Source organism: Halosimplex rubrum (assembly GCF_013415885.1).
Lineage (GTDB): Archaea > Halobacteriota > Halobacteria > Halobacteriales > Haloarculaceae > Halosimplex > Halosimplex rubrum.
On record NZ_CP058910.1, the window covers coordinates 188701 to 205530 of the forward strand.

General features: G+C 70.8%; 14 protein-coding genes. 6 read left to right on the top strand and 8 right to left on the bottom strand.

Annotated features, from left to right (window positions below; genetic code table 11):
- Window positions 1–113: 113 nt before the first annotated feature.
- Window positions 114–635 (bottom strand): CinA family protein, encoded by a 522-nt coding sequence (locus tag HZS55_RS01015; protein WP_179909915.1) that lies wholly within the window; start codon window positions 633–635, stop codon window positions 114–116.
- A 138-nt stretch (window positions 636–773) separates the two neighbouring features.
- Here HZS55_RS01015 and HZS55_RS01020 point away from each other — a divergent pair, with 138 nt between their 5' ends.
- Both HZS55_RS01020 and HZS55_RS01025 read left to right on the top strand, forming a co-directional pair.
- Window positions 774–1268 carry an AAA family ATPase gene (locus tag HZS55_RS01020; protein WP_179909916.1) on the top strand — a complete coding sequence of 165 codons (495 nt, stop codon included), beginning with the start codon at window positions 774–776 and terminating at the stop codon, window positions 1266–1268.
- Between the two features lie 93 nt (window positions 1269–1361).
- The gene (locus HZS55_RS01025) at window positions 1362–2480 is read left to right on the top strand and encodes a pyridoxal phosphate-dependent aminotransferase (RefSeq protein WP_179909917.1); all 1119 of its coding nucleotides are present in this window, start codon (window positions 1362–1364) and stop codon (window positions 2478–2480) included.
- Here the strand turns inward: HZS55_RS01025 and HZS55_RS01030 are convergent, their stop codons facing one another.
- Both HZS55_RS01030 and HZS55_RS01035 read right to left on the bottom strand, forming a co-directional pair.
- Entirely contained in the window at window positions 2481–3590 is a 1110-nt protein-coding gene (locus tag HZS55_RS01030; RefSeq protein ID WP_179909918.1) for a Gfo/Idh/MocA family protein, read from the bottom strand.
- A gap of 76 nt (window positions 3591–3666) precedes the next feature.
- Complete coding sequence (locus HZS55_RS01035; protein ID WP_179909919.1) at window positions 3667–5919, bottom strand: PAS domain-containing sensor histidine kinase; 2253 nt, start codon at window positions 5917–5919, stop codon at window positions 3667–3669.
- A 243-nt stretch (window positions 5920–6162) separates the two neighbouring features.
- Here HZS55_RS01035 and HZS55_RS01040 point away from each other — a divergent pair, with 243 nt between their 5' ends.
- Together HZS55_RS01040 and HZS55_RS23100 are read left to right on the top strand one after the other, a co-directional pair.
- Window positions 6163–8775 carry an ATP-dependent DNA helicase gene (locus HZS55_RS01040; RefSeq protein WP_246308329.1) on the top strand — a complete coding sequence of 871 codons (2613 nt, stop codon included), beginning with the start codon at window positions 6163–6165 and terminating at the stop codon, window positions 8773–8775.
- 231 nt (window positions 8776–9006) lie between these two features.
- Entirely contained in the window at window positions 9007–9162 is a 156-nt protein-coding gene (locus tag HZS55_RS23100) for a DUF7563 family protein (protein ID WP_425484368.1), read from the top strand.
- 152 nt (window positions 9163–9314) lie between these two features.
- Here HZS55_RS23100 and HZS55_RS01045 read toward each other — a convergent pair whose 3' ends face one another.
- The 3 genes from HZS55_RS01045 to HZS55_RS01055 form a co-directional block, all read right to left on the bottom strand.
- Window positions 9315–11171: a UvrD-helicase domain-containing protein gene (locus tag HZS55_RS01045; protein WP_179909920.1), complete on the bottom strand. Its 1857-nt coding sequence runs from the start codon at window positions 11169–11171 to the stop codon at window positions 9315–9317.
- Between the two features lie 78 nt (window positions 11172–11249).
- Window positions 11250–11549, bottom strand: a complete 300-nt coding sequence (locus HZS55_RS01050; protein ID WP_179909921.1) for a DUF7521 family protein — start codon at window positions 11547–11549, stop codon at window positions 11250–11252.
- 111 nt (window positions 11550–11660) lie between these two features.
- Complete coding sequence (locus HZS55_RS01055; protein WP_179909922.1) at window positions 11661–12011, bottom strand: winged helix-turn-helix domain-containing protein; 351 nt, start codon at window positions 12009–12011, stop codon at window positions 11661–11663.
- A 564-nt stretch (window positions 12012–12575) separates the two neighbouring features.
- Here HZS55_RS01055 and HZS55_RS01060 point away from each other — a divergent pair.
- Window positions 12576–12821, top strand: a complete 246-nt coding sequence (locus HZS55_RS01060) for a PRC-barrel domain containing protein (protein ID WP_179909923.1) — start codon at window positions 12576–12578, stop codon at window positions 12819–12821.
- Between the two features lie 116 nt (window positions 12822–12937).
- Here HZS55_RS01060 and HZS55_RS01065 read toward each other — a convergent pair whose 3' ends face one another.
- Window positions 12938–13966 (bottom strand): lysylphosphatidylglycerol synthase transmembrane domain-containing protein, encoded by a 1029-nt coding sequence (locus HZS55_RS01065; RefSeq protein ID WP_179909924.1) that lies wholly within the window; start codon window positions 13964–13966, stop codon window positions 12938–12940.
- A 2-nt stretch (window positions 13967–13968) separates the two neighbouring features.
- Window positions 13969–15522, bottom strand: a complete 1554-nt coding sequence (locus HZS55_RS01070; protein WP_179909925.1) for a sulfatase — start codon at window positions 15520–15522, stop codon at window positions 13969–13971.
- A gap of 181 nt (window positions 15523–15703) precedes the next feature.
- Here HZS55_RS01070 and HZS55_RS01075 point away from each other — a divergent pair, with 181 nt between their 5' ends.
- Window positions 15704–16780 carry a presenilin family intramembrane aspartyl protease PSH gene (locus HZS55_RS01075; RefSeq protein ID WP_179909926.1) on the top strand — a complete coding sequence of 359 codons (1077 nt, stop codon included), beginning with the start codon at window positions 15704–15706 and terminating at the stop codon, window positions 16778–16780.
- The last annotated feature ends 50 nt before the right edge of the window (window positions 16781–16830 follow it).

Here is a 16830-nt window from a genome sequence, read left to right on the forward strand (position 1 = left end):
GGAGCGATTCGATGGACCCGCGGGTCACAAGTGTTGTCCTTCGGTGGGCGACGAGTCGATGCACCGACTGGTCGGTCCACGGGGGGTCCGGGGCGAGGGGCCGCTACCGGTCGTCAGTCGGCGCGCGAACTGACCGCGGTCTCGAGGTCCCGCAGCGCGCGGCGGGCCAGGCGCTCGCGGACGGCCGTCCGACCGCCGTCGAACTCGTAGCGGGAGACCCTGGCGGTCGAGTCGCCCGATTCCCAGGGGGCGGCGTACGCGACGCCGACGAACCCGGTGCCGACCGGTTTGGCTTCGGTGCCGCCGTCGGGGCCGGCGACGCCCGCGGTGGCGACGCCCCAGGTGGCGTCGGCGGTGTCCCTGGCCGCCCGCGCCAGGTCGCGGGTGACCGGCTCGCTGACGGCGCCGTGGTCGTCGAGCGTCTCGCGGGGGATAGCGAGCGTCGCCCGGAGCGCGTCGTAGTCGTAGGGGACGACGACGCGGTCGAGGAAGTCGCTCGCGCCCGGTGGGCTCGTCAGCAGCGCTCCGACGAGCCCCCCGGTGGCCGTCTCGGCGACCGCGACGGTTTCGGCGCGCTCGGCCAACAGGTCGCCGACCCGCCGCTCGACCGGCGGGTCCTCGGCGAACTCGCGCATACCGTCACCTCGGGCGGCCCCCGGAAAAGCGCAGGGGACGGGTCGACTCGCGGGAGCGTCGGGCGACGGGGTGACCGAGTCCCGAACCGGCGACGTGACACCCACGTTCTTGAGGCGCGGGGTTCGAGATGGGGGTAGATGACGCCGCGACTCGTCGTGCAGTGCGGGCTGCCGGGGGTCGGGAAGTCGACCGTGGCGAGGGAGATCGCCGACCGGCTCGGCGGCGAGCGGATCCGCAGCGACGCCGTCCGCCGGGAACTGGTCGACGACCCCACCTACAGCCGCGCCGAGAAAGAGTGCGTCTACGGCGCGATGCTGGAGCGGGCGCGCGAGGCGCTCGCCGACGGTCGCCCCGTCGTCCTCGACGCGACCTTCGAGCGCCGCGTCCGCCGCGACGACGCGGCCGCGCTGGCCGAGGAGGCCGGCGCGAACCTGACGCTCGTCCGCGTGGTCTGTGCGGACGAGGTCGCGCGGCGGCGTATCCGCGAGCGGGAGGACGACCCGAGCGAGGCGGACGTGGCCGTCTACGAGAACGCCCGCGACCGGTTCGAGCCGCCCGAGCGCGACCACGTCACCGTCGACAACTCCGGGGACCTGGCGACGACCCGCCGACAGGTCGAGGTGCTGTTCTGAGCGGACGGGGGCGTCCGGTCGCGTGTCGGCCCGCCCCGCGGCCGCCGCCGAGCGCCAGGGTTTACGTCGCGGGCGGCTAACGGCCGGTGATCGATGGACTACGAGACACCCCAGTTCTTCCGGGTGATGCAGTACGCGGCCGGCGCCGACCGCGACGTGGTGGACATGGTGAGCGGCAACCCCGACTGGGAGCCCCCCGAGGCGCTCCGCGAGGGGCTGCGCGACTACGCCGACGGCGACGTGAGCGAGTTCCAGTACCCCCCGAGCGTCGGCCTCGCGGAGCTACGGACGGAGATCGCCGAGCGCCGCGGCGTCGACCGCTCGCGCGTCGTCGTCACCAACGGCGCCGGCGAGGCCAACCACCTCGCGACGACGGGCGCGCTGGACCGGGACGAGGGGTCGGAGCTGATCATGACCGACCCGGTCTACCCCTACTACGCCGGGCGGGCGAACCTGCTCGACGCCGACGCCACCTACGTCCCGGCCGACGAGACGGGCCAGCTCGACCCCGCCGACGTGCGTGCGGCCGCGAGCGACGACACGGCCGCCATCGTCGTCAACTCACCCAACAACCCCACCGGCGCGGTCTACCCGCCGGAGACGATCGAGGCCCTCGTCGCGGTCGCCGAGGAACACGACGCCGTGCTCGTCGCCGACGAGGTGTACGACCACTACGACTTCACCGGCGCCTTCGAGAGCGCGCTGGCGACCGGTTCGGACCGCGTCGTCGCCACGAACTCCTTCTCGAAGACGCTCGCGATCACGGGGCTGCGGGTCGGATACACCGTCTTCCCGCCGGCGGAGGGGCCGCTCGGCGACCTGGTCGAGCGCGCTCGCACCAGACACATGATCCAGAACGTGACGGGCAGCCGGCCGGCCCAGGCGGCGGTGCTGCGGGCGCTCCGGGCGACGCCGCCCGAGTACTACGAGCGCAACCGCGAGCGGCTCCGCGAGCGCATCGACCGGTTCACCGACGCGCTCGATCGGGCCGGCGCCGAGTACACGACGCCCGGCGGCTCGTTCTACGTGATGGCTCGCTTCGACGGCTTCCCGGGGACGATGGAAAACGTCGAGCGGCTGATCGACGAGGCGGGCGTCGCGGGGATGCCCGGCGAGGCCTTCGGCGAGTCCCGCGCCGACTGGATACGGTTCGCGCTGGTCACCCCCCGCGTCGAGGAGGCCGCCGAGCGGTTGGCCGACTACCTCGGTTGATCACTCGACAGCCACGGGTTCGCCCCGCTCGGCCGACTCGTAGATCGCCTCGACGATGGCGACGGCCTTCCGGGCCTCGGGGCCGTCGAGCATGAACGGCTCGCCGCTCGCGCGGGCGTCGAGGAACTCGCGGACGTTGGGGAGTTCGAGCGGGTTCGGCTCGTCGGCGCCCGCGTCCGGCCCGGAGAAGCGCTCGCGCGTCGCCTCGTCGGTCTCGCGCTCCTCGCGGAACGTCCACGTCGTCAGCTCCTCGCCGCGGATCTCCGCGGAGCCGTCCCTCCCGCCGAGTTCGTACCGTATCTCGCCGCCGGGGTAGGTCGCCGTCGTCGCGAGCAGTTGGCCGAGCGTCCCGTCGCGGTAGCGCAGCGTCGCGACGGCGGCGTCCTCCACGGCGAGGTCGGCGTCGTGGCCGCGGACGCCGGTGAACGCCGACACCTCGGCGACGGGGTTCTCGTCGGGGTCTATATCCATCCCGGCGCCGGCGATCCACTGGATCGCGTCGACGCTGTGGATGGCCTGGCTCATGACCGCGCCGCCGCCCGCGACCGCGGGGTCGGCCTGCCAGGTCCCGTCGTAGTAGCCGTCGTCGCGCCACCACGGGAGCGCGGCGCTGGCGACCGCCAGCGACCCGAACCGCCCCTCGGCGACGGCCTCGCGGACGGTCCGGACCACCGGTTTGTACCGCCGCTGGAAGACGCCGCCGAGCCGGATCCCCGCCGCCTCGGCCGCGTCGATCAGCCGGTCGATCCGTTCGGTCGTGGTCTCCAGGGGCTTCTCGCAGAACACGTCGACGCCGCGGTCGGCCGCCGCGAGCGCCGGGTCGAGGTGCGCCCCGCTCGGGGTGCAGACGTCGAGTACGTCGGGCTCGACCGAGTCGAGCATCGCCGACACGTCGAGATACGGGTCGCAGTCGTGTTCGTCGGCGAACGACCGCACGCGCTCGTCGTCGCGGCTCGCGGTTTCACCGCTCGCTCCGTTCGGGGACTCGCTTCGCTCGTCTCCGCGGCCCGCGCAGGCGACGACCGCGGCGTCGTCTAGCTGTTCGTAGGCGCGCATGTGGGTCTCGGCGGCGCTACCGACGCCGACGACGGCGATCCGGTGGGTGGGCATGGGCGAACGGACGGGCAACGGCGGGAAAAAGGCGCGGGTCGGGGGAACCGGGACCGACGAGTTCGACCGCGGCGAATCAGCTCACGTCGTCGGCGTCGCCGGCGTCGAGGCGGACGGTGACGGTCGTCCCGTCGTCGCCGGTGTCGAAGTCCAGCTCGCCGCCCGAGCGCTCGACGACCCACGACACGAGCCAGAGGCCGACACCGGTGCCGTGCTTGAGCGGCGTCTCCTCGCGGTCGGCGAGCACGTCGAGTTCCGACTGGGAGATGCCGGGGCCGTCGTCGGTGATCCGGAGTTCGACGGCTCCCTCGTCGACGGCCGCCGTGATCGTCACCGACGGAGTGCCGTCGCCGTGGGAGACCGCGTTTTCGACGAGGTTCTCGACCGCGTAGGGGAGCGCGCGGTGGGCGCGGACGGGTACCTGCTCGGTGATGCGCACGTCGTACTCCGCGTCGCCGTGGGCTGCCGCGACGTTGGCGACGCTGCGGTTGACCACGGACCTGAGATCGAGCGTGACCCGCCCCTCGTCGCTGTCGATGACCCGCTCGATGGCGCGGGCCTTCTCGGTCGTCTCGACGAGCTGCTCGCTGCGGTCGACGATGGTCTCGGCCATTCGCTGCTGCTCGCCGTCCGTGCGCTCGGCCAGCACCTCCGCCTGTCCGCGGACGACGGTCAGTCCCGTGCGCACGTCGTGTCTGAGCACGCGCGTCAGCACCTGCTTGAGCAGGTCGAGCTCGCTCTCGCGGCGCTCGCGGGCGGTCACCTCGTGGAGGATCCCGACCGACCCGTCGGCCTCGTCGGCCGGGCTGAGATCCGCGACGGTGGCCTCGAACCGCCTGACCTCGCCCGTCGGGGTCGGGAGGTCGAACCCGCGGGTGACGCTCTCGTCGGCCGCGCTCGCCCGGGCGAGCGCCTCGTCGATGCGCTCGGCGGCCGCCTCGGGGAGCAGTTCCGACAGAGCGGTGCCGACCAGCGACTCGCGGTCGCCGTCGAACAGTTCGACCAGCGCGTCGTTGCAGATCTCGACGCGCCCGTCGTCGTCGACGACGTACATCGGGTCGCCCGCGCTCTCGACGAGCCGGCGGTACTGTTCGAGCGTCCGCTCGCGGTCGCGGCGCTCGGTCACGTCGCGGGCGACGTTGACCAGCCCCTCGTAGCCGTTTTCGCCGTCGCGGACCGAGAAGTGGACGGCCAGTGTCCGTTCCTCGCCGTCGGCCGTCTCGAAGGTCATGTCGATGACGGCGCTGTCGCGGTCGGCCGTCCGCAGCTGCTGGAGCGTCCGCTGGCCCGACTGGAGTTCGCCCTCGGCCATGTAGGTCGCCGTGTGCTCGCCGACCATGTCGTCGTAGCCCAGCAGGCCGGCGAACGACTCGTTGTGGTACTCGACGCGGCCGTTGGCGTCGACGACCGAAATGCCGTCCTGGACGTGCCGGTCGAGCAGGTCGAGCAGTTCCAGCCGGGCGCTCGACCGGGCCGACCAGGTCACGTCCTCGACGATGACCAGCCGGAGGGGCCCGACCGTGTCGGGGAACTCGTGTTCGGTGTAGCGAAATCGGGCCCGCCCCTCGGCGGTCGGGACGGAGAACTCCGTCGGTTCGGCGGGCACGTCCGGCCCGCGGATCGTCCGGATCGCGTCGGGGTCGTGAGAGAGCGCGGCGGTGAGCTGCCGGTAGAAGTTCGGCGTCTCCGGGACCGCCACGGTGACGCCGCGGCGGTCGAAGTACTCGTCTAAGGGCGTCGACTCCCAGATGACGGTGCCGTCCTCGTAGACGAGGGAGGAACACGACGACTGTGTGTCCGGGTCGACCCGGTCGAACGCGCGGGAGAACCGCGAGGCGACCTCCTGCGTGCGTGCCGCCCGCAGCAGTTTCTCGACGACGAAGTCCAGCCCCTCCTCGGCCGTCCACTTCTCGACGAGCGTGTCGACCGCGTCGAACACCGCCGGGTCCACGTCGCCCGGATCGACCCGCGTGTAGAGAGCGACGGCCGCCCCGGCCGCCCCGGCGTCCTCGACCAGCGACGCCACGTCCGCCGGCGCGTCCGGCTCGACCACGAACACGTCCACGTCGTCCGCTTCGATCCGGTCGCGGACGCGGTCGGGCTCGCTCGTCCCATCGTAGTCGATGCGCTCCGCGCCGTCGGTCTCCGCCGTCAGCCGCGAGATCACCGTCTCGTCGGGGTCGAGGTGTACGATTCGGACGCCCGCGTCGTCGGTGTCGTCCGGCGCCGCGGACGGGTCGCCTCCCGGGTCGCCGTCGGCGCCCTCGTCAGTTCCGCCGGCCGGGTCGCCGTCGTCGGCCGGGTCGCCGTCGTCGTCGGAAGCCGTCATCTCTCCGTCCCTCGTAGACCCTGCCGTCGAGATCGCGTGCCAACCCGTGTCATCGGCCGTAGTGACGGAATTGCAGTCTCCACCAACTTAAGTCTCCCGTGGGGACGGGCGAGCGATCGCCCGACAGCGGACGGAAGCACCGCGGCGGGCGGGTCGGGAACGGGCGCGGGCGGTCCCGCCGTCGGCGGTCGACCCACCGCGGCATCCGTGCGTTCATACGCGAGGGCGACACAGGGATCCACGATGGCCGACGACCGGGTCGCGAGCGAGGGCGAGGCGACCGAAGCCGGGACGGGGAGTGCCGACGCCGCGAGCGCCGCCGGGAGCGGCGACGAGTCGGCAGACAGCGACGGTGCTGGCGCCGGTCCCGAGGGGTGGTCGAGCGGCGACCCCGCCGAGGCCTGGCGCGACGTGTTCGGGTTCGACGAGCCCTACGAGAGCCAGACCGACGCGATCGAGACGGCGGTCGAAGTGGGCCAGCGCGGCGGCTACTTCGCGATGGAGGGGCCCTGTGGGACCGGCAAGACGATGGCCGCGCTCACCGCGGGCGCGACGCTCGTCCGGACGACCCGCAAGTACGACCGCGTGGTGGTCGTCACGCCGGTCAAACAGCAGCGCAACCAGTTTGTCGAGGACCTGCGGGCGATGAACGCCCGCCTCGCCGCCGACCCCGACCGACCGGAGCCGCTGGACGGCGTCGCCCTGGTCGGGAAACGAGACCTCTGTCCGTACGGCCGCGAGGGCGCGTTCCCCGACGACGCCTCGACGCACGACCGCTGCGAAGACCTCCGCGAGAACACCGCTGATCTGGTCGAGGCCGACCGCCGGTCCGGCGACGAACCCGCCGCCGACGCCGCGCTCGCTTCCGACCCCGAGGACATCTGGTGGGACCCGAGCCTCGCGAGCGAGCTGGTCCGGGAGGCCCGCATGGACGCCGACACCTACCGCACCTTCGACAGCGCACTCGAAACGGGGGGCGCCGAGTCGCCGTACCCGCGGAGCCAGCCCAGCGCGCCCGAGTCGATGACCGCCGGCGACGACGAGCCGCTGTACTGCCCCTTCGAGGCCGACTGGTTCGCCCGCAACAAGGGCTCGCCCGTCGACTTCTCGGTGGGCGAGTCCCAAGTCGTCACCGCCGACGACTACCTCCCAGCCAGCGTCGAGCGGGGCACCTGTCCCCACCGGGCGATGGGCGTCATGCTCGAACACGCCGACGTGATAATCGGCAACTACAACCACGTCTTCGACCCCGGGTCGCGCCCGCTCGTCGCGGCCGCGCTCGACTCCTCGACGTTCCTCGTCGTCGACGAGGCCCACCGGCTGGAGGAACGGGTCCGCGACCTGCTCTCCGACCGGGTGGGACGCTCGACTGTCAAGCGGGCGCGCAACGACTGCAATCACCTCCTCTCGCGCGCCCGCGAGAGTCGGGACAAGAAACAGCAGGTCCGCGACCGGCTCGCGAGCCACGACGTGCCCCTCTCGGCGCTCGACCAAGCGCGGGAGTTCTACGACGACCTGCTCGGGTGGCTCGACGAGCGGGTCGAGCGCTACCTCGACGAGGAGGTCGAACGCGACTGGCGCGTGGGCGACCCGACCGAGAGCGTCCCCGAGCGGGACGTGGAGGTCCCGCTCCGGGACCCCGACGAGCCCGAACCCGACGAACTCACGAGGTGGGCCGAGCGGCAGGGCTACGACGGCGAGCTCTGGCGGACGCTCGCCACGGTCGGCGCCGCCGTCGAGGACGCCATCGACGGCCTCGGACTGACGCGCCAGCCGGTCTGCGCCGCCGTCGGCGCCGTGATGGGTCACTGGTGGGAGCGCGGCCACGACCGCTATCTCCGGGAGATCGAACTGGAGTACGCCCCCAAGACCGGGCAGGCCGCCGACGCCGTCGACGAGGACTACCTACGCGTGTACACACCCGGGCTCGTCCTGTTCGACTGCATGCCCGCCGAGTCGCTCAAGGAGATCTTCGATTCACTTGGCGGCGGGGTGCTGATGAGCGCCACCCTCTCGCCGCTTTCCGTGTTCACCGAGGTCTCGGGGCTGGAATCCCTGCGAGAGGGCGACCCGAATCCCGGGCCGACGCCGGACGACGGCGACCCTGGCCGCCCGGTCGAGGCGACGAGCTACCCGCTGCGGTTCCCCGAAGACAACCGCGCGAGCTGGACGGTCGACGCCGAGCCGTTCACCGCCCGGAACCGGGGCGACCCCTCCGAGATGGACCCGCTGGGCGACGGCTGGAACCGGACCCGCGACGAGTACGCCCACGTCCTCCGGTCGGTCGCGCGCTCGCCGGGGAACGTCCTCGTCGCGATGCCCAACTACCGGGAGGCCGAGTGGGCCGGCGCCTACCTCGACGAAACTATCGACAAACCCGTCCTGGTCGACGAGAGTTCGAGCAACGAGGCGACAGAGGAGCTGAAAGCCGACTTCTTCCGCGGCGACGGGAAGGTGCTCGTGACGAGCACCCGCGGGACGCTGACGGAGGGCGTCGACTACGACGGCGAGAAGCTGGCGGCGGCGCTGGTGATCGGCGTCCCCCTCGTGAACGTCGGGTCGCCGCGGGTCCAGGCGGTCCGGCGGGCCTACGCCGACGAGTTCGGCGAGGACAACGCCTTCGCCTACGCGCTGACGGTCCCGGCGGTCCGCCGGGCGCGCCAGGCCATCGGTCGCGTCATCCGCGGCACCGACGAGGTGGGCGTCCGCGTGTTCGCCGACCGCCGCTACACGGCGGGCGCCCCCCGCTCGGTCCACGAGTACCTCTCGCCCGCCGAGCGCGAGGAGTTCGTCCGCATGACCGCCGAGTTCCTCGACGGCCAGCTCGACCGGTTCTGGACCGACCGGTCGCAGTGACCGGCGGCGTCCGCGCTCGGCGACCGTGACTCTCCCGCGACCGATATCGGGCCCACCGAAAGCTGTGGTCCCGCCGTCACGCGGTCGCCCGCTCGTATCAACCCGGTTACCGGTAGCGCGGTGGTACCCTCGGGAAGTGGGGTCCTGCCGGTTCGAGAGGGGGTGTTAATCGGTCTATACCGCCGTCCACGGCCGGAAAGCATATGCCGGAGGATTACAGTTAGTCAAGGGATGCCAGAGTGTCAGAACTGTGGGTCGTTCGTGACAGAGGCGTACGTACGCGTATTCACGCCCGACGGTCACACCGGCCCCCGCGTCTGTCCGTTCTGCGAAGACAAACTCCGCGACGGCGCCGAGGTGCGCGAGGCTCGGTCGTCGCGGTCATAGGCATCTCGCCTGTCCACCGCTCGTGCCGGCCGTCCGGGGGGACGGCCGATCGTACTGTTTCGTGCGGACTCCGTTCCCCAGTCGCCGCGCTCGTCGACGAGTGAGTCTAACTCGGGCGCGGAGCGAGAACGGGAACGCGGCGAGAAAGGGCGTCAGTCGGCGGCGACGGCGTCGCCGAGTTCCTGCGCGTTGGCGAGCACGTCCTCGATGGAGTCGCCGGTCGGCTCGTTGTTGAGCAACACGTCGATGGGCAGCGTCGGCGCGCCGTCGACGAGATTCTCCATGATGACGAGTCGCTCGCGGGCGCGGGACATCCCGACGTAGAAGACGCGGCGCTCGTTGTCGGTGAGCGTCGGGACGGGCGAGGTGCGCTTGGTGAACTCCTCGTCGCCCGGCACGTCGCGGTCGGACTGGTCGACGGTCGCGGCCATCTGCTCGACGACCTTCTCCGTGAGGTCGGTGGCGACGAAGACGTGGTCGGCCTCGCGACCCTTCGCGCTGTGGATGGTACCCAGGCGCACGCGATCGGTCTCCATGCCCTCGTACTGGCCCGAAAAGTACGCCTCGACGCTGCGTTCCTGGAAGCTGGTGACCTTCCGGAGCATGTCGGCGGCCGCCTGGGGGTCGGGAGCGAACGGCGCGTAGTCGCGGATCGTCTCCGGTTCGACCGACAGCTCTTCGAGGTCCTCGACGTCGGCGGCCTCCTCCATCTCGTCGAGTTCGTCGAACAGGTCGTCGCGCTCGCTCGTCCCGAACGCCGAGTCGGCGAGCATGTCCGCGAGGCGGCGGGCCTCCAGCCCGGTGACGGACTCGTCCTCGTCGAGTTTCTCGATGGCGCGGACGTACTGGGTGAGCCGGTCGGTCCACATCCGCTGGTCGGTCAGGCAGGTGAAGGGGATCCCCTCGCCGATGAACTCGTCGATGAACTGGAACATCTGGTAGCGCGCGCGGAAGAGGATCATCGCCGTCCCCTCCTCGTCCTGTTCGATCGTGGTGCGGACGTTGCGAACGAGGTCGATCATCGAGGGGTTCTGGACGCCCTCGACGCGACCGCCCTCCTTGCGCGGGTTGAGGTCCTTCTCCTGTCGTTTCTCGATGTGGCTGACCTCGCGGTTGACGACGTTGAGGATCCGAGAGGGGAGCCGGTAGGAGTTGGGGAGGATGTTGTCGTCGGTGACCTGCTCCTCCAGCAGCAGGTCGGGGTCGGCGCCCTGCCAGGCGTAGACGACCTGGTCGTCGTCGCCGGCGATCAGCACCGTCTCCATGTGCGGGCGCCACTCGCGATACACGTCGTACTGCAGGGTCGTGATGTCCTGGAACTCGTCGATGACGAGGTACTCGACGTTGGGCATGAGCGAGCGCTGGGCGACGCGTTCGAGCATGTCGGCGAAGCCGACCACGTCGTTCTCGCCCTTGAACTGGCGCCAGGCCCGGATCGTCTCGGGGACGCTGATGCGGTCGTCGTCGCTGGGCCAGGTCGGCGTGTACTTGTTGCCGGTCTGGGCGTTGTCGTCGATCTCCGGCGGGAGGCGGACGACCTCGTCGTCCCACTTGAAGGGGACGTCGTACCAGTCGGCCACGTCACGGCGGGTCCGCTGGAGCCACTGGCTCGTGGCGATGATCTTGTTGCCGATCGTGGTCGAGCGGGCGGTCCGGCGTCGCGACCCCTCGTACTCGTCCTCGTACTCGACGCCGTACTCCTCGCAGAAGTCCTCCTTGTCGGACTCGCCGACCACGTCCCCCCGCGAGAGGTCGAGGAGTTCGTACGCCTTCGCGTGCATCGTGCAGACGTTCCCCTTGAGCGCGCGCGGGGACTCGCCGAGTCGCTCGGCGAGGCGGTCGCGGATCTCCGCCGCGGCCGCGCGGGTGTAGGACACCACCAGCACGTCCCGGAACTCCAGATCGTCGTTCTCTTCGAGCAGGGTCTCGACCCTGTCGAGCAGTGCCGTCGTCTTCCCGCTCCCGGGACCACCAAACAGGCGCGTCACCTGGGTGGACGGTTCAGTCATTGGACCACTAGTGGGACCCGTGGGTCATAAACGGCGTGGCTTGGAGCCGCACCCGCGACCCGGGCGCCGCCCGCCCGCTCAGTCCCGATACAGCGAGATGTACAGCATCGTGAACCCGATGATGAAGGGGATGGACTCGGTCATCCGGAAGAACAGCCGGACGGTTTCGGTCGCTTCGCGCACGCCGATCTGGGCGATGACGGTACTGGCGACGCCCATACTGATGAAGGCGAAACCCATGAAGGCGTACTGCAGGCGCTCGGAGGGGCGCTGTCGGTACGCCTGGAAGCTGATCAACGTGATCCCGAGCGAGAGCCCGAACACCGCCATCCGCATCAACGCCAGGACCCCCCGCATGACCGCGACGACTTCTACCATTCGTCGTCTGTCCGGGAGGACGCTCCGACATATAATTTCGCCGGTCCGACGCGCGCGGTCGGTCGAGCGGGCGCTCGCGTCGCGGTGGTATCCGGTGCCGTGCCGCCGCGCTCACTCGGGGTTGAGGTCGTCCCAGAGCTGGCTGAACCGGTCCGGGAGGTTCTCCTCGCGGTAGATGCGCACCTTGTACTCGTCGTCCTCCAGCGAGATGACCGTCGACTCGAAGTTCGACTCGTAGACCTTGTAGTGGTTGCCGTCGTCGGCCACCAGTGTCTGGTCTTTGATGAGGTCGTACTGGGTGAGCATCTCGATGCGGCGGTAGACGGTCGGCAGCGACAGGTCGCACTCTTCGCTCAGGTCCTTCGCCGATCGGGGCTCGCGGCTGATCGCGGCGAGCACCCGGCGGGCGTGTTCGTCTCCGATGGTATCGAGGATCTCCTCGATTGCCCGTTCGTCGTCCACTACCAGTGTGATCTCTTGAGGTCTTACAAAGACCTTTCGAGCGGGCGGCTCTTTCAGGCTCAGAAAACGCGCCTCCCCCCTTATGGGAATCCCCCCACAACGCTGGAATACGGACCAAGTGCGAGCCCGAACGGCCCATCGCACCGTGCGCATCCGTGTGTGCCTGGTGGGGTGTGGGTTCGACCGGCCCCCGGCGGGAGCCCGACCGCGCCATCCGGCGCGCGGCGTTCCCTCGCGGGCCGGCTCGGGTCGCCCGGGCTCGCATGCGGTCCTCGCCGGTACGAGCGCGCTGCCGGAGGTCGTTCCCGGCGCATCCCCCCAACGCGTCTCCCCCGACGCAGCCCGGGAACGAACGGGTCTCCCGACCCGCCGGCTCTCCCCCCCTGCCGGCCTCCGTTGCCCGCCTTCCGGTGGACTTCCCCCCCTACTTTCCCCCCAACGTTCCCCCTTTTCGACCGGCCGGTCAGCACCGCGAGCCGACCGAGCCCCCGCGGCCGCCCGGGTCCGTGGCCTGCGACCGCAAGGGCGGTTTACAGGTGGTCGAGAGCGCTACGTCCGGTCGCTATGGCGACTGATACCGAAATCACCGACTCGGACGAGGGCAAGAAAGTAATCGGCCAGGACGGCGACGAGATCGGCCGCGTCGTCGAGGTGAGCCACGGCACGGCGCACGTCGAGCCCGACCCGGACATCTCGGACACGATCATGACCAAACTCGGCTGGGGGAGCCGGGGCGAAGACACGTACCCGCTCCAGGAGGAGAAGGTCGAATCCGTCACAGACGACGAGATCCGACTCGGCGCCATCTGAGAGGGGTCTCGGAGTCCGTTTCTGCCGGCTCGTCCCGCCGAGCGACGGCGGCGGGCCGACCGCGCGACGCGAACCCGCGAACAGCGCCCCGCTCGCCGACGGCCCCGCTCCCCCAGTCAGGAGCGCGAAACCACGTACAGCGCGGCGACCCCGCCGGCCAGCACGGCGAAGACGTAGCTCGCCAGGCGGTAGACGATGGCGATGGAGAGCCCGGTCGCGAAGGAGAACCCACCCAGCGTCCCGAGCAGGCCCGCCAGCGCCGCCTCGACGCCCGCGAGGCCGCCGGGCGAGGGGGTCAGCCCGGCGAGCGTGCTCGCGGGGACGATGAAGAAGACGAGGAAGATGGAGATGGACTCGCCGATGGCCTCGACGGCGGCGTACAGCGGCAGGGCGAAAAAGAGCCAGCCGACGAAGGAGTAGACGAGCGCGTGGGCCAGCGCCGTCCGGTCGGCGGCGATGCGCTCGAAGGCCGTGTTGAGTTCGCGCAGTCGCTCGCGCAGCCCCTCGACGCTGAGAAAGCGGGTCCGTCGGACGACCGGTGCGGCGACGCGCAGCGCGAACGACCCGACGCGGCGGCGCGAGCGCCAGCCCACGACCGCGGCGACCGGCACCCCCACGGCGAAGACGACGAGGATACCAGCGACGCCGCGGACCTGCTCCGAGAGCGTCGTCCGCACGACGAGGACGACCGTTCCGATGGCGGCGAAGGTGAAGAAAGGCAGGAGGTTCAAAAGGTCCGCCGTCACCACGGAGGCCAGCGAGTCCTCGTAGGACGCCTCGGTGTCCCGCGAGAGGACGTAGGCGATGAACGGTTCGCCGCCGGCCTGGCCCAGCGGGGTGACGTAGTTGGCGAACGTCGCGGCGTAGTAGGTGACGACGAGCTTCCGGAACGGGATCCGGTAGCCGACCACCCGGAGCACTATCTGCCAGGCCTTCGCCCAGGCGACGAGGCCGACGGCCGTCGAGAGACAGCCGAGGGCCAGCCACGCCGGGTCGGCGCGGGCGAGTTCCGCCCGGATCTTCTCGATGCCGATACCGTACGCGATGAGGCCGAGCGCGACGAAGGCGATGGCGAACCCGCCGACGATCTTGACGGCCGTCCGACGGTCGACGAAGTCGAAGAGGTCCCGTCCGGTGTCGGCCACGGTTACTCGATGTACCCCAGGTCAGACAGGCGGTCTTTGGCCTCCTCGCCCATGTCGTCCAACACGTCCTCGTCGGTGACGTCGTCCCACTCGCCGTCCATCTCCGACTCGAAGGTGACGAGGGCGTCCTCCGTCGCGGCGATCACCTCGTCGTCCGACTCGGCGAGGTCCTCCAGTTCGTCGGGGTCGGTGTCGAGCCGGTAGGCCTCGTCGGGGATGCGCTCGTTGCGGATGTACTTCCCGTCGACCCGTCGGCCGGCGCGCATCCGCGAGTAGAACCGCGAGTCGGGGTCGAGTTCGATCCCGGCCGCGCTGGCCTTGCTCTCCAGTTGGTTCAGCTCGACGACCGGCCGGTGGTAGTCGACGAACGCGTAGTCGTCCAGTTCGCCCTCGTCGTGGGCGGCGAAGCGGGATTCGGCGCCCCGAGGCGCGTCGACGCTCGCGAACTCGCGGTAGTCGGCGTCGAGCAGCGAGCGGGCGCGGTCGAACGGCTCCCCGCCCGCGTCGGCCGCGACGCCCGCGTGGTCGAGGACCGTGTGATAGAGGTCCTGTAGTTCGACCTGGGTCTCGGTGTCGCGCTCGGCCTCGACGTCGGGATGTTTGACCATGAGCGGGACGTTGACGAGCGGGTCGTAGATGCCGAACTCGTGGCCGTAGAGGCCGTGTTCGCCGAACAGCTCGCCGTGGTCGGCACAGACGACGACGAGGGTGTCCTCCCAGCGGTCGGTCTCCTGCAACCAGTCGAACAGCCGCCCGAGGTGGTGGTCGATGTGGGCGATCTCGGCGTCGTAGAGCCCCTGAATCGCTTCCCACTCGTCGTCGTCGATGTCGCGGGCACCGGAGTTGTACTCCTTGGAGTTCTGGCAGACCTCGGTGGAGTCGACGCCGGGGGCGAACTCCTCGGCGAACGCCTCGGGCGGGTGGTAGGGCAGGTGGGCGTCCATCAGGTTGACGAAGGAGAACCACTCGTCACCGCGCTCCTCGCTCTCCTCGACGAAGTCCTGAACGCGGTCGACGATCTCGGGGGTCTTGGTGTCGCTGCCGCCGCTCTCGGCGAAGTACTCGTGGGCGGTGTTGCCGAGTTCGACGAGGCGGTCGGCGAGGCCCCGGAGCGTGTCGTTGTCGTTCATCGTCTTCCAGATCTTCGACAGGGGGCCCGACAGCAGGTCGCCGGGCATGACCTGGAAGAAGTTGTCCTGGTCGTCGAAGCCGTCGGCGAGGTTGGTGTAGGGGGTGATCCAGGCGTTCGAGGAGTAGCAGGCGGTGGCGTAACCCGCGGCCGACAGCGACTCGGCGAGCGTGGTGGCGCCCTCCAGATAGGGGTTCTCCTGGGTGGCGCCGTGTTGGGTGGGGTACAGGCCCGTGAACAGCGAGGCGTGGACGGGGAGGGTCCAGGGCGCCGGCGCGACGGCCTCCTCGAAGACCCGCGCGTCGTCGGCGAAGTCCGCCAGGTTCGGCGTCGTCGGCCGGTCGTAGCCGTACACCGAGAGGTGGCTCTGGCGGACCGTGTCCATGACGACGAACAGGACGTTCCCCGGACCGTCTGTCTCGCTCATGGCTGGGGAAGCGACTCGCACGGAATTAAACTCCGTGATTCCGCGACCGCTCCGCGCCCGGTCGCGGACCGCCGCCCGCGCCGGCGAGTCCGGGAGGTATTTGCCGGCGGTAGCCGTCCGACCCGAACATGCACCGGCTGGCAGCCCACGGGGAACCGACGACCGACGGGGGGACCGGCGGATGAGCGAACGGACCGCCGACGGGACCGAGGACGCGGGCGCCGCCGGCGACACCGACGCGGCCGAGTCGACGACCGGCATTCCGTCGGGCACCTACGCCTACGCGGGGATCGTCGCGTGCTATACGGCGACGATCGTCCTCGGCCTCTCGCTGACCGACGAGATAGCCGCGATGGGTCTGGCTATGTTTCAGGACCCCGGAAACGTCGGGAACGTCGGCGTCTTCGCGGTACTGTTGCTGGTGGCCACCGGGGGGATGGTCGCCGCCTTCCGTTACGGGTACGGCGAGGCGCTCGTCCGCGTGTTCCTGCTGGGGTCGGCGAGCACGCTCACCGCCGTGGCGTTCGTCGCCCTGACCGGGGTCGGGTCGATCGCCGCCAGCGGGAGCGTCCTGATGGGGCTACCCGACAGCCCCGCCTCGATAGCGGTCGCCGCCGTCGCCTTCGCCGTCCTCTGGGGCTACCCCGAGTGGTACGTCAACGACCTGGCGGCGGTGGTCTTCGGCGCCGCGGCCATCCCGATGCTCGGGCTCGGGTTCGGGCCGCTCCCGGTGGTCGTCCTGCTGGTGGCCTGGGCCGGCTACGACGCCTACGCCGTCTACGTCTCCGGCCACATGCAGGAACTCGCCGCGGGCCTGGGCGACCTGAGAGCCCCCATCGTCTTCGTCGTCCCCCACTCGCTCGATTTCTCGATGCGCGACCCCGAGTTCGACCTGATCGGCGACGACGAGGAGACCGACGCCGAACCGGCGGACGAACGCGGCGACGACGCCGGGTCGCCCGCCCGCTCCGAGATCGCCCTACTCGGGCTCGGCGACGCGATCATCCCGGGGATGCTCGCGGTCAGCGCGGGCCAGTTCCTCGACGCGCCCGCCGTCGTCCCGGCGCTCAACGCCAACGCGCCCGCCCTCGGGGCCCTCGTCGGCGGCCTCGTCGGTATGGGCGGCCTGCTGTATCTCGTCCACCGCGTCGAGGGCGCCCACGCGGGCCTCCCGCCGCTGAACGCCGGCGTGCTGGGCGGGTACCTCCTCGGCGCCGTCGCGGCCGGGATCCCGGTCACGACGGCGCTCGGGCTGTAGACGGTTCTCGCGGCCGCTCGTCGACCGCGTCCGTCCGCTCGGCTGCCGGC

Coding starts and splice junctions, on each gene's coding strand:
- HZS55_RS01015 (WP_179909915.1), bottom strand. CDS start 635: ATGCGCGAGTTCGCCGAGGACCCGCCGGTCGAGCGGCGGGTCGGCGAC.
- HZS55_RS01020 (WP_179909916.1), top strand. CDS start 774: ATGACGCCGCGACTCGTCGTGCAGTGCGGGCTGCCGGGGGTCGGGAAG.
- HZS55_RS01025 (WP_179909917.1), top strand. CDS start 1,362: ATGGACTACGAGACACCCCAGTTCTTCCGGGTGATGCAGTACGCGGCC.
- HZS55_RS01030 (WP_179909918.1), bottom strand. CDS start 3,590: ATGCCCACCCACCGGATCGCCGTCGTCGGCGTCGGTAGCGCCGCCGAG.
- HZS55_RS01035 (WP_179909919.1), bottom strand. CDS start 5,919: ATGACGGCTTCCGACGACGACGGCGACCCGGCCGACGACGGCGACCCG.
- HZS55_RS01040 (WP_246308329.1), top strand. CDS start 6,163: ATGGCCGACGACCGGGTCGCGAGCGAGGGCGAGGCGACCGAAGCCGGG.
- HZS55_RS23100 (WP_425484368.1), top strand. CDS start 9,007: ATGCCAGAGTGTCAGAACTGTGGGTCGTTCGTGACAGAGGCGTACGTA.
- HZS55_RS01045 (WP_179909920.1), bottom strand. CDS start 11,171: ATGACTGAACCGTCCACCCAGGTGACGCGCCTGTTTGGTGGTCCCGGG.
- HZS55_RS01050 (WP_179909921.1), bottom strand. CDS start 11,549: ATGGTAGAAGTCGTCGCGGTCATGCGGGGGGTCCTGGCGTTGATGCGG.
- HZS55_RS01060 (WP_179909923.1), top strand. CDS start 12,576: ATGGCGACTGATACCGAAATCACCGACTCGGACGAGGGCAAGAAAGTA.
- HZS55_RS01070 (WP_179909925.1), bottom strand. CDS start 15,522: ATGAGCGAGACAGACGGTCCGGGGAACGTCCTGTTCGTCGTCATGGAC.
- HZS55_RS01075 (WP_179909926.1), top strand. CDS start 15,704: ATGAGCGAACGGACCGCCGACGGGACCGAGGACGCGGGCGCCGCCGGC.